This window comes from Polynucleobacter sp. MWH-Aus1W21, assembly GCF_018687275.1.
GTDB lineage: Bacteria > Pseudomonadota > Gammaproteobacteria > Burkholderiales > Burkholderiaceae > Polynucleobacter.
This window is the reverse complement of record NZ_CP061287.1, coordinates 1,752,030-1,764,548: the sequence shown is the minus strand read 5'-3', so window position 1 is coordinate 1,764,548 and position 12,519 is coordinate 1,752,030. Positions and strand designations below refer to the sequence as shown.

General features: G+C 46.9%; 11 protein-coding genes. 6 read left to right on the top strand and 5 right to left on the bottom strand.

The window, feature by feature from the left end; translation table 11 throughout:
* Positions 1-24: 24 nt before the first annotated feature.
* Positions 25-2,391 carry a UvrD-helicase domain-containing protein gene (locus ICW03_RS09190; protein ID WP_215347563.1) on the top strand — a complete coding sequence of 789 codons (2,367 nt, stop codon included), beginning with the start codon at positions 25-27 and terminating at the stop codon, positions 2,389-2,391.
* 9 nt (positions 2,392-2,400) lie between these two features.
* Here the strand turns inward: ICW03_RS09190 and ICW03_RS09185 are convergent, their stop codons facing one another.
* From ICW03_RS09185 to ICW03_RS09175, 3 genes are read right to left on the bottom strand one after another with little or no spacing between them, the layout of a single operon-like run.
* Positions 2,401-3,180: a BPSS1780 family membrane protein gene (locus tag ICW03_RS09185; protein ID WP_215347561.1), complete on the bottom strand. Its 780-nt coding sequence runs from the start codon at positions 3,178-3,180 to the stop codon at positions 2,401-2,403.
* Positions 3,177-4,151, bottom strand: a complete 975-nt coding sequence (locus ICW03_RS09180) for a homoserine kinase (RefSeq protein WP_215347559.1) — start codon at positions 4,149-4,151, stop codon at positions 3,177-3,179. Before ICW03_RS09180 ends, ICW03_RS09185 begins: the two co-directional genes overlap by 4 nt.
* Before the next feature lie 32 nt (positions 4,152-4,183).
* Positions 4,184-4,558, bottom strand: coding sequence for a hypothetical protein (locus ICW03_RS09175; RefSeq protein WP_251374383.1), 375 nt, complete (start codon positions 4,556-4,558; stop codon positions 4,184-4,186).
* 116 nt (positions 4,559-4,674) lie between these two features.
* On the opposite strand from ICW03_RS09175, the gene polA reads away from it, so the two are divergent.
* Genes polA through ICW03_RS09160 form a run of 3 tightly spaced genes read left to right on the top strand, consistent with a single transcriptional unit; the run spans position 4,675 to position 9,190 of the window.
* Positions 4,675-7,500, top strand: coding sequence for a DNA polymerase I (polA, locus tag ICW03_RS09170; protein ID WP_215347556.1), 2,826 nt, complete (start codon positions 4,675-4,677; stop codon positions 7,498-7,500).
* A 35-nt stretch (positions 7,501-7,535) separates the two neighbouring features.
* A complete protein-coding gene (locus ICW03_RS09165; RefSeq protein WP_215347554.1) occupies positions 7,536-8,411 on the top strand; it encodes a dienelactone hydrolase family protein in 876 nt (291 codons plus the stop codon).
* A gap of 5 nt (positions 8,412-8,416) precedes the next feature.
* Entirely contained in the window at positions 8,417-9,190 is a 774-nt protein-coding gene (locus ICW03_RS09160; protein WP_215347552.1) for a ZIP family metal transporter, read from the top strand.
* A 15-nt stretch (positions 9,191-9,205) separates the two neighbouring features.
* On the opposite strand, the gene ICW03_RS09155 is transcribed toward ICW03_RS09160, so the two are convergent.
* Positions 9,206-10,036: a sulfurtransferase gene (locus ICW03_RS09155; protein WP_215347550.1), complete on the bottom strand. Its 831-nt coding sequence runs from the start codon at positions 10,034-10,036 to the stop codon at positions 9,206-9,208.
* A 57-nt stretch (positions 10,037-10,093) separates the two neighbouring features.
* Positions 10,094-11,200: an SRPBCC family protein gene (locus ICW03_RS09150; protein WP_215347548.1), complete on the bottom strand. Its 1,107-nt coding sequence runs from the start codon at positions 11,198-11,200 to the stop codon at positions 10,094-10,096.
* A 162-nt stretch (positions 11,201-11,362) separates the two neighbouring features.
* Between ICW03_RS09150 and xseB the strand changes: the two genes are divergently transcribed.
* Both xseB and ICW03_RS09140 read left to right on the top strand, forming a co-directional pair.
* Positions 11,363-11,596 carry an exodeoxyribonuclease VII small subunit gene (xseB, locus tag ICW03_RS09145; protein ID WP_215347546.1) on the top strand — a complete coding sequence of 78 codons (234 nt, stop codon included), beginning with the start codon at positions 11,363-11,365 and terminating at the stop codon, positions 11,594-11,596.
* On the top strand, positions 11,596-12,495 hold the full coding sequence (locus ICW03_RS09140) for a polyprenyl synthetase family protein (RefSeq protein WP_215347544.1): 900 nt from the start codon (positions 11,596-11,598) through the stop codon (positions 12,493-12,495). The genes xseB and ICW03_RS09140 overlap by 1 nt, the downstream gene beginning before the upstream one ends.
* The last annotated feature ends 24 nt before the right edge of the window (positions 12,496-12,519 follow it).

The window sequence follows — 12,519 nt, the reverse complement described above, 5'->3', positions numbered from 1 at the left end:
AAGAGGCAAATTATAATTGGGCTGATGTACTCAGACTTGCTCGCGAACCTCAATCCAGAACAGCGCGAGGCAGTGACCCTCCCGCCCGTAAATGAAAATGGCCAGGCCCAATCTGCCTTGATTTTGGCTGGGGCAGGGAGCGGTAAGACCCGCGTCCTCACCACCCGTATAGCGTGGTTGATTCAGACCGGCCAGGTATCCCCTATTGGCGTCCTGGCGGTAACTTTTACCAATAAGGCCGCCAAAGAGATGATGTTGCGCTTAAGCGCCATGCTGCCGATTAATACCCGTGGAATGTGGATTGGTACTTTTCATGGACTTTGCAACCGATTATTGAGGGCCCACCACAAAGAGGCAGGCTTGCCCTCGACTTTCCAGATTTTGGATACGCAGGATCAGCTCTCTGCGATTAAGCGTCTTTTAAAGGGATTAAAAGTCGATGATGAGAAATATCCCGCCAAGCAATTGCAGTACTTTATTGCTCATGCTAAAGAGCGTGGTCAACGCGCAAAAGATCTATCAGTAGGCGATGATTTCCAGGCCAAGATGGCGCAACTCTATGCTGCTTACGATGAGCAGTGCCAACGCGAGGGCGTTGTTGATTTTGCTGAGCTGTTATTGCGTAGCTATGAATTACTGAAGCACAGCGAAGCTATTCGCACGCATTACCAAGAACGCTTTCGCCATATCTTGATCGACGAGTTTCAAGATACCAATGCCTTGCAATATGCATGGCTTAAATTGTTATCGGGCCATGACGCAAGTCGCATTAATGTCAGTGGTATGGGTAGTAGTTCCGTTTTTGCGGTTGGTGATGACGACCAAAGTATTTATGCTTTCCGCGGCGCAGACGTCGAAAATATGCGTCTTTATGAAAAGCAATACCACCCGCTGATGGTCAAGCTAGAGCAGAACTATCGCTCGCATGGCCATATTCTAGATACTGCAAATCATCTGATTGCTAATAACTCAGAGCGTCTTGGTAAAAACCTGCGCACCGATGCTGGTCATGGCGAGCCGGTCCGAATTTATGAGGCCCCCAGTGATCATGCTGAGGCTGCTTGGCTGGTCGATGAAATCAAGGCTTTGGTAAATAGCGGCATTAAACGTACTGAAGTAGCTTTGCTCTATCGTAGTAATGCTCAGTCACGCATCATTGAGCACGCTCTATTCTCTGCGGGCATTCCGTATCGTGTTTATGGTGGTTTACGCTTCTTCGAGCGTGCTGAAATCAAACATGCGCTAGCGTATTTACGCTTGCTTGAGAATCCGAATGACGATACGTCTTTCTCGCGAGTGGTGAATTTCCCAACTCGAGGAATTGGTGCGCGATCTATCGAAGCATTACAAGACGCTGCAAGAGCGCAGCAATGCTCTTTATATTCGGCGGCCTCCACGTTGGATGGCAAGGCTGGCGCAGCTCTCGGTGGTTTTGTTCGTTTAGTCGATCACATGCGTGAGGCAACTCGTCATAATACGTTGCCAGAAACGGTTGAGTTTGTGATTCAGAATAGTGGCTTGATTCAGCACTACCTCTCTGAGCGCGAAGGGCAAGATCGCGTAGAAAACTTACAAGAATTGATTAATGCGGCAACGGCATTCATTGCTGAAGAAGGTTATGGTCAAGATGCTGCGGCTGCTATGTTGCCAGGTGAGAATGCTCCAGGAGTGGTGGAAGTTTCTCCGTTGGCTGCATTCTTGTCTCATGCATCTTTAGAGGCTGGCGACAACCAGGCTCAGGCCGGCCAAGATGCCGTGCAACTGATGACTGTTCACTCGGCCAAAGGGTTGGAATTCACCTCCGTTTTCATTACTGGCCTTGAGGAGGGTTTATTTCCCCACGAGAACAGTGTCAATGAACAAAATGGTCTGGAGGAGGAGCGTCGCTTGATGTACGTGGCTATTACCCGGGCCAAAGAGCGTCTTTATTTGTCGCATACGCAATCACGTATGTTGCACGGTCAAGTACGCTACAACATGCCCTCCCGCTTCCTGGAAGAATTGCCCTCAGATTCATTGAAATGGCTGACGCCTAAAGCAAGAGATGCGCGCTGGGGTGGTGGTAACTCAAGATCAGGATCAACTTGGCAAGATGGTTACACCCGTCAACGCGAATATGAATCGAATGACTTTTTTGATTCAGGATCTGATCGCCAAAGACCAGCGAAGCGAGTTGGCTCTGCCTCAATGGAGGTAAAGAGATTGGCTTCACCTCCACGTGGTAATTACCCATTCACTATCGGACAAAATGTATTCCACACCAAATTTGGTGAGGGACGAGTGACTGGTTTAGAGGGTGTTGATGCTGACGCTAGGGCGCAAGTGAATTTCAAGCGTCATGGCATTAAATGGTTGCAGTTGAGTATTGCGAAGCTTGCTGCAATTGACTAAAGAATTTAGTTATACAGGCATCACCACTTCATCGTCTGTGAAGCAGGCCTTCCAAGTCGCATAAAAAGAGCAGTGCATCACAGTAAGACCTGCCATAGAGATTGGTGCAATGATGTACGAGGCTACCTGTCCTAAATCAACGACATCAAAGATCATGCCAATGGTTAAGGGGATAGCAATTAGAACTGCGCTCCAAATCGACAGATATAAAAAGAATGCAGCTTTATTGGACCAGCATGCTAAGGCGCTTGAGAATAGGGCTTGAGGTACTGGCATGTCTTCCCATGCAACTAGTACTGGTGAAAACCACATCAACATCGCTACTGGAACATAGAGCATGGCGCCAAAAAAAAGAACTAGGTAAACCTGTCGGAGTGCTTCAGGAGTGATGGGCTTGTCACTCGTCATGAGAGGGAGAAGCAATTCAAAGTCAACCAAGAGGCTTAAGATAAAACTCAGCAACACAATCATGGTGGCGTATACCAGACCTAATTGCAAAATTCTTTTGCGAACAATTGGGCCAGACTTCAATGCCACTATGTAGACCGAAGGTTTAATGCGCTCTTTTTGAATGGCTTGGCGACAAGCGGTCATGAATCCTACGGATAAGGTTGGCGTCAGGAGTAGCACTGCAAAGACACCAATGACTGGGATGATGACTGCCAGTTGCGCTGCAAATACATACATAAAGACCAGCATTAAAAATCCCAATGGATTCTGTTTGAAGAGCCAAATGCCCTGTCTTATCCAGGTATAGCCTTCTTTGGGAGCAGCGTAATTGAGTTTCATAGGGATCGACGGCTTAAGAGAATGCGTTCAAAGTGCGTGGGATCATGGGGGGTCAGCATTTGTGCATCACGGGGTAAATAGAAATCCCACAATCTAGAAACCCAGAAGCGCAATGCCGCTGCACGCAACATTAAAGGCCAACTCGCTTGCTCTTCTTTGGTGAGTGGACGTACAGATTGGTAGGCCTTCATAAATGCATCTAAGCGCACGGGATCTAAATCTTGTTTGTTATCGGCCAGACACCAATCATTGGCGGTTACGGCAATATCAAACAACCATTTATCGGTGCCCGCAAAGTAAAAGTCAAAGAAGCCGCCTAATTGGTCTTGAGATACATCTGATCCCTTCGGATCAAATAAGACATTGTCGCGAAAGAGGTCGCAATGACTAGCACCTTGCGGCAAGCCATCGTATGTCCCCGAAGAAAAGAATTCTTCTTGAGTTTTGAGCTCATGAGTAATGAGTTCTTTTTGTGAAGTGTCTAAGTGGGGCAATACGGAGGGAATAGTTTTTTGCCACCAATCAAGACTACGAAGATTTTCTTGGTGCTTTGCAAAATCTTTTCCAGCTAAATGCATCTTCGCAAGCATTTCGCCAACCAGAGCGCAGTGATTGGCTTCAGGTTGCAATCTAGAAAGACCTGGAAGCTTTGTAACAATGGCTGCTGGCTTGCCTTTAAGGGTGAATAGAATTTCGCCCTGTTTGTTTTCAATTGGCTTGGGGACCGGAACGCCTTTATTCGCCAGGTGGCGCATCAGCTCTAAGTAAAAAGGGAGTTGCTGTGCTGTTAATCTTTCAAAGATGGTTAAAACATATTCTTGCTTAATGCCATCTTTTGCGGTGTCTAAGAAAAAATTCGAGTTCTCGATACCGCCATGGATACCGCGTATTTCAGTGGCCTGGCCAATATCAAAGCCTTGATCAATCCATTGAGCAATATCTTCAAGATTGATCGGAGTAAATACGGCCATAAACTAAATTGATTTAATAAGTGAAACGATTTTTATCTAAGGGGGATGCTAATGCTTGGAACGCTAATCAAATCAGTTTCTTTTGGTGGTCCTGGCATAACTGATGTAGGCGGCGCCATTTCATAGCTGGTATATGGCGTTTTTACGTCAACCTGAGTTGGCGAATTGGTGTCTTTGTATTCTGTAATTGTGGTGCCATTTTTATCTTTGTACTGATAATTCGGCTTACGCTGCTCAGGAGCATTCATGGCGCCAGTGGCGCTTACTGCTGGCGCGAGTGGTTGATTGTTAATGCGGTTTAATTCCGACGGACTCAGTGCCTGGCTGTTATTCTGAGCTTGGGCCGAAGCAACTCCAAATAGTCCCAAAACCACCAAAAGGCTCATTAGGGCTTGGCTTTGACTCATTGTGCGGCTGCTTAAGTTCGTTAAATAATGCATTTTTTCACCTTTTTAAGCCTACTCTCGGACGGTTCCTTAACCAGAACTGTAGGCAATTCACAACTAGATTGTACGATTGCGGTATGACTAAACATAGACTCTTGTTGGTAGATGGTTCTAGCTACCTCTATCGCGCCTTCCATGCCATGCCAGACCTCAGAAATGGGGCCGGAGAGCCCACTGGGGCTATCTACGGCATGGTTAACATGATGCGCAGGGCACGTTCCGAGCTCAAGGCTGACCATATTGCCTGCGTTTTTGATGCTAAAGGCAAGACTTTCCGCGATGAAATGTATTCTGAATACAAGGCGCATCGATCCCCCATGCCTGAGGATTTAGTCAAGCAGATCGAGCCAATTCATGCCATGGTTAGAGCATTGGGTTGGCCAGTACTCATGGTGAGCGGTGTTGAGGCAGACGACGTCATTGGTACTTTGGCTTGCCAAGCAACGCAAGCTGGTTGGGAAACCATTATTTCCACTGGAGATAAAGATTTAGCGCAATTGGTAAACCCTTCTGTCACTCTCATTAATACAATGACGAATGAAAAGTTGGATATTGATGGTGTTAAGGAAAAGTTTGGCGTACCTCCCGAATTGATCGTTGATTATTTATCAATCATCGGCGATACCGTTGATAACGTACCAGGCGTTCCCAAGGCGGGTCCGAAGACGGCAAATAAGTGGCTGGCAGAATTTGGCAATCTCGATAACTTGATGGCGAATGCCGACCAAGTTAAAGGTGTTGTTGGAGAAAATCTTCGAGCTTCACTGAACTGGTTGCCGCAAGCTCGTCAATTGATTACCGTAAAAACGGATTGCGACTTATCGCCCCATTTGCCTGGTCTAGATGATCTGCATGCGAAGTCAGAAGATGCGCCTTTGCTGCGTGAGTTATTTGAGCGCTATGCATTTAAAACTTGGTTGCGTGATGTAGAAAAGCAGCTCACAAGCCCAGAAAATAAAGGTGAGACGCCTACTTTTGATCTAGCAGGAAGCCCAATCAACTCCAGTGCTGATCAGGGCGAGGAGGGAAAAAAGACTCGTGTGATTGCAAGTGCGCCGACTAAAGATTTATCACAAGAAACTCGCGACTCTCAAGATGCCATAGAGCGCAACTATGAGTGTGTGATCGATGAAGTTGGATTAGAGAGGTGGTTGAAAAAGATTGAGTCTTCCGCATTGACTGCAGTGGACACAGAAACTACTAGTCTGGATGCACTTGCAGCAGAGCTTGTGGGTATTTCTTTGTCGGTGCAGCCAGGCGAGGCTTGCTATATTCCGGTTGCACATCGTAATGGCGAGGTGCAGCTCGATCGTGATTTGGTGTTAGCGCGTATGAAGTCTTGGTTAGAAAGTGAGACTCATTTGAAGGTCGGACAAAACCTCAAGTACGACGCTCATATCTTCGCTAATTACGGCATCACATTACAAGGCCTTGCATTCGATACCTTGCTCGAATCATATGTACTCGAGTCCCATCTGCCACACAATATGGATAGCTTGGCTGAGCGTCATCTGGGTATGAAAACCATTCGCTATGAAGAGGTGTGTGGCAAAGGTGTTCATCAGATTGGCTTTGATCAGGTAGATTTGAAGATTGCAACGGACTACGCAGCTGAAGATGCGGACATTACATTGCGTCTCCACTTGGAGCTATGGCCACAAATTCAGGAGAGCCAAGGCCTTCTCTATATTTATGAAAAGGTGGAGATGCCTGCCATGCGTGTACTGGGCATTATGGAGCGCAATGGCATTCGGATTGATTCTGCTTTACTTGCCAAGCAAGGACAGCAGGTGGGTAAGCGTCTTTTGGAGCTCGAAGGAGAAATTCATAAGCTCGCAGGTCAGCCTTTTAATATTCAGTCGCCTAAACAAATTGCAGAGATTTTATTTGGGCAGCTTGAATTGCCTGTTATTAAAAAGACCCCGTCAGGCGCTCCCTCAACTGATGAGGAGGTCTTGCAAAAGCTTGCGGAAGATTACCCGCTGCCAGCACGCATCTTGGACTATCGCAGTTTGGCAAAGTTGATGTCGACTTATATTGAGAAGCTTCCTCGGATGGCCGATCCTAAGACGGGACGAGTTCATACAAATTTCTCACAAGCTACGGCTGTTACTGGCCGTCTAGCTTCGAGCGATCCAAACTTGCAAAATATTCCTGTGCGTACCGAAGAGGGTAGGCGAATTCGGGAGGCATTTATTCCCGCAGAAGGTTGCAAATTGTTGTCGGCCGATTACTCTCAAATTGAGCTGCGCATCATGGCCCACATTGCTGAGGATGAAAATCTTTTGGCTGCTTTTAGGGATGGCAAGGACGTGCACCAAGCCACTGCTGCAGAAATCTTTGGCGTTCCTTTGGATGATGTGAACTCTGAGCAACGTCGCTACGCCAAGGTAATTAACTTTGGTCTGATTTATGGCATGAGTGCCTTTGGCTTGGCTGGTAACTTGGGTATCGAACGCTCGGCTGCGCAGAATTACATTGCCAAATACTTTGATCGCTATCCAGGGGTTGCTCAATACATGGAGCGTACCCGTCTTGAGGCCAGAGAGAATGGGTATGTTGAAACCGTGTTCGGGCGTCGTCTCTGGTTGCCCGAGATTAAAGGTTCTAATGGACCACGTCGCCAAGGCGCTGAACGTGCCGCGATTAATGCCCCAATGCAAGGTACCGCCGCAGATCTCATTAAGCTAGCCATGATTGCTGTTGAGGATTGGCTTGAAAAAGAGCAGTTGAAAACGAAAATGCTTCTTCAGGTGCATGATGAATTGGTATTTGACGTACCCTTGGATGAGATTGAGCTGTTACAGGCTAAGTTACCCGATTTGATGTGCCACGTAGCCCAGCTGAAGGTACCTTTGGTAGTTAGTATTGGGATTGGCGATAATTGGGAAGAGGCGCATTAATAATTACATTTAAAGTTCATGCCAGGAGACAAAAAATGAGTAAAGAAATTCAATATGGTCGACGCAATTTTATGAAGACATCAGCCATTGGCGCTACTGCTATTGGCGTGGGATTTGTGGCAGCATCGGAACCTGTTATGGCTGCTGCTATAGAAACTGATTTCAAAGGGATTAAAGCAGGCGAGCAGATGATTCCGGTGGGTAGCTTTCAGATGCCTGCTTATGTATCGCGTCCCGAAAAAGCAAAGGGTACCTTGCCCATCGTGATAGTGGTGAGTGAGATTTTTGGCGTTCACGAACATATTGCCGACGTCACAAGACGTTTTGCAAAATTGGGCTATCTTGCTATTGCCCCAGAATTTTTCACTCGTGCTGGCGACCCCAATTCTTATGGAACAGTCGCGGAAATTCAACAAAATATTGTTGCCAAGACTCCAGACGCACAGGTTTTGAATGATTTACAGGCTGCATTGGTTTGGGCCGGCAAAAATGGGGGCGATCTGAAAAGAGTTGGCGTAACAGGTTTCTGTTGGGGCGGTCGTATCACCTGGTTATCTGCAACCTTGCCGCAAGTTCGCGCGGGTGTAGCTTGGTATGGTCGCGTGATTGGTGAGAAGACTGAAAATAGCCCGCGCCATCCCGTGGATATTGCTGCTGAATTAAAAGCTCCAGTACTTGGTTTATATGGCGCTGCAGATACTGGCATTTCTTTGGAGAGTGTGGAGCAAATGCGAACCGCTCTGGCACAGGCAGCACCCAAAAATCCTGCGGCTAAAGCATCCATCATCGAGGTGTATCCAGATGCACCGCATGCTTTCCACGCAGACTATCGAGCCACTTATCGTGAGGGGCCCGCAAAAGATGGTTGGGAAAAGTGCCTTGCTTGGTTTAAGAAAAACGGAGTAGCTTAATCCGCATGACGGTTTTACAAACTATTCTTTTGGTGACTGCGTTAGCGGGTACCGCAAGCGTATTGGTTGCTGCAAGCTGCTCTATGGCCATGCTATCAAAGATGGTTAACAATATGGTGAGCTTGTCGGTCGGGATTTTGCTGGCAACTGCTTTGCTGCATTCTTTGCCTGAAGCATTTAGCATGGAAGGCGTAAACCCACAACTTCTGTTTGCCACCTTGCTTGCCGGATTGCTGGGTTTTTTCTTGCTCGAAAAAATAGCTTTATTACGTCATGACCATCATCACGAAGGTGATGGCCACCATCATCACCATGGGCATGATGCCGAGAATGCAGGGCGTAGTGGTTGGATGATTTTGGTTGGTGATGGTATTCATAACTTTGTCGATGGCATCTTGATTGCTGCAGCCTTTATGGCGGATTATCAAGTTGGAATCTTCACTGCTATTGCCATCATTGCCCACGAAATTCCACAGGAGATTGGCGACTTCATTGTGTTGCTTAATGCGGGATTCTCGCGCGCACGCGCCCTGTTCTATAACCTCATCTGTGGCTTATCAGCGGTTGTTGGCGGTGTATTAGCGTATTTCTTTTTAGAAAGAGCGCATGCAGCGATGCCATATTTGCTAGTTATCGCTTCAAGCAGTTTTATTTACATTGCAGTCAGTGATCTAATTCCGCAAATGCATCGTCGTCCACATTGGGTAGAATCATTACGTCAAACAATTTTGATTGCTTGTGGCGTAGGATTTGTTGTCCTACTTTCCCTGCTGCATTAGCGCAAAATATTCCACTTAGAGTTCAACTGGCCTTTTAGGGTCAGCGCACCATTCACTCCAGCTACCTGCATAAAGGCGTGAACCTTTAAATCCAGCCAATTCCATTGCTAGAAGATTATGGCAAGCAGTCACTCCGGATCCACATTGGTGAATTACTTCAGAAGCTTTTGTTGTGCCAAGACTTTCTGAAAACTCTTTAAATAATTGTTCTGGAGTTTTAAATGCCGTGGCATTGAGATTATGTTTAAAGAAGCGATTCATCGCTCCTGGAATATGTCCACCCACAGGGTCTAGTGTTTCGTTTTGACCGTGGAAACGATCTTCACTTCTTGCGTCAATAATTTTATTTTTCTTAGTTTCCAGATTGGCAACAACCTCATTGACTAAAACGAGTCCTGCATAGGGCATGGGTGCAATAGGTTGATTGCAAGGGGTTGGTGCTCTGGGTATAGTCCCCATAGGGCCATTCCAAGCATCTAAGCCACCATCTAAGACGCGAACATTGGCATGGCCGGTTGATTTAAGCATCCACCATAGGCGGCTAGCGTATACGGAGCCTTGTTTGTCATAGGCAACCACCAGTGTGTTTGGGCTGATGCCCAGACGGGCTTTTGTTTTGGCCCAAGCTTCTGGTGTTGGAAGAGGGTGGCGACCGTTGGCGCCAGTTTTAGTGCCAGATAAATCTTTATCCAGGTCAACATAAATTGCGCCCGGAATGTGACTTTCTTCGTAAGATTTTCTGCCAATCAAAGGATCGACTAAATCAAAACGGCAATCACAGAGCAAGACATTCTCGCCACTGTTAATGATTTCTTCTAACTGGTTAGCTGAGATCAGAGGAGTCATGATGCTTCCTATTCTTAGTGACGAGAGTGTTTGGTAAAGCTGCAAGACCTTATTTGATTATGCGCCTTCAAAGTTCATGACACGACGATACCACTCATGAAAATGTTGCATACCATCTTCCATTGGACTTTGATATGGGCCCACTTCATTAATGCCGCGAGCTAAAAGAGCTGCACGTCCTTGATCCATGCGCTCAGCGATTTCATCATCTTCAATACATGTTTCCATGTAGGCGGCACGTTCCGCTTCAACAAACTCACGCTCAAAAAGAGCAATTTCTTCGGGATAGTAAAACTCCACAATGTTGCGAGTTTTACCTGGCCCCATTGGATGGAGTGTCGACACGCAGAGGACTCCTGGATACCACTCCACCATCACATTAGGGTAGTAGGTTAGCCAGATAGCACCGTGGCGCGGGGCTTTGCCGTCAAATTGACGCAGCACTGCCTCGTGCCAATTGCGATAGGTTGGCGAACCTGGTGTCTGTAGATCTTTATGAATACCAACGGTTTGTACGCTATGCCAATCACCAAATTCCCAATGGAGATCTTCGCAAGAAACAAACTTGCCCAAGCCTGGGTGAAATGGCACAACATGATAATCCTCGAGATATACCTCTATAAATGTTTTCCAGTTGTAATTGCACTCATGTACTTCAACATGATCCAACACATAGCCATCAAATTTGAGATCGTCAACTACGCCAAGTTTTGCAAGATCGGCACGAACATCGCGTGGGCCTTCAAACAACAAACCTTGCCAATTTTGTAAAGGGGATTTGCCAAGATTTAAACAAGGCTTATCTTCAAAGTGTGGGGCACCTAAGAGATTGCCACCCAAATCATAGGTCCAACGATGCAATGGGCAAACAATGTTGTCTGCTTTGCCGCGACCGTTAAGCATAAGAGCTTGGCGATGACGGCAAACATTGGAAAGTAGTTCAACGCTAGATTCATTGCGAACGAGGATGCGACCTTCGTTTTCTGCGCTTAAGGTTTGATAGGAGCCAACTTCAGGCACCATCAGTTCATGGCCGACATAGCCAGGACCCTGCTTAAAAAGCAGTTCAATTTCCCGCTGATACAGGTCAGCGTCAAAATATGCCGAAACCGGCAGTTGTAGATTGGACGGCGCAAGCTTCTGCGCGGTAGCCAGATTAGTCATTCTCCCCACCCCCGAAAACGTCAGCCGAAGCTAAGCGGAATAACCAATCCAACCATCGACGGATCGATATTGGAAAGGAAGGAGTGGATTATACCCATCCAAACTGCTTCTCGCTTTAATATGTAGGGCTATCCGCGTGGGAAATGTGAAGGAAATAAGCTTATGGCAACCAAGAAGTCTGAGAGTCCAAAATCCGGTCTAGAAGTCCAAATTGACCCAGATTTACGCTATGAACAAGCCGTTAAGGAGCTCGAAAAGCTCATTTCTGACATGGAATCTGGAAAATTTTCTCTAGAAGAAACCCTGCTGGCATATCAACGTGGAGCCGCTTTGTTAAAACACTGTCAAGGCGTGTTGGCTCAAGTTGAGCAGCAGGTTCGCGTATTCGAGGCTTAATGAATACTGCTTTTCATTTTCAAGAGTGGATTACTTCGCACTCTGAGTGCGCTGAACTAGCGTTAGATCACTTGCTTGATTCTGCCCAGACTGTTCCTCATCGTTTGCATGATGCAATGCGTTATGCCGCGCAAGGCGGTGGCAAACGTATTCGTCCGCTATTGGTTTATGCGGCAGGTCAACTTGGTGACAAAGATTCTGCAAGGGCAGAGTCTTTGGATGCTGCCGCGGTTGCCATTGAATGCATTCATGCTTACTCATTGGTGCATGATGATTTACCGTGCATGGATGATGATGATTTGCGTCGTGGTCGCCCAACGGTTCACAAAGCATTTGATGAGGCAACAGCCTTATTGGTTGGGGATGCATTACAAACTCGCGCCTTCGAAATTCTTGCTAGTGCAAACTGTGATGCGCAGATACGTCTGAAAATGATTGCTGCATTAGCAGCCGCTTCGGGGTCGCGCGGCATGGCTGGTGGCCAGGCAATTGATTTGGAGAGCGTTGGTAAAAAGTTAGATCTTGCGGGTTTAAAGCAAATGCATGCTATGAAGACCGGCGCTTTGTTGTCGTGCGCGGTGGAATTGGGGGGTATTTGTGCGCACTTAGGTCCTGCGCAAATGGCTCATCTCGCAAGCTATGCAAAATCTCTTGGGTTGGCCTTTCAGATTGTGGATGATGTGTTGGATGCCACTGCGGATAGTGAAACATTGGGCAAGACCGCTGGCAAGGACGCTGCAGCTAATAAGCCCACCTATGTGACCTTGATGGGTTTAGACTATGCGCAGAAGCAGGCTAAAGAGCTGCAAGAAGTAGCTATTGCCAGCTTAGATAGTTTTGGCGCATCAGCGCAGGCATTAAAAGATTTGGCTTTCTTGATTGTCAATCGAGGTAAGTAAGAGAGCGGCAATAGAAATATATTA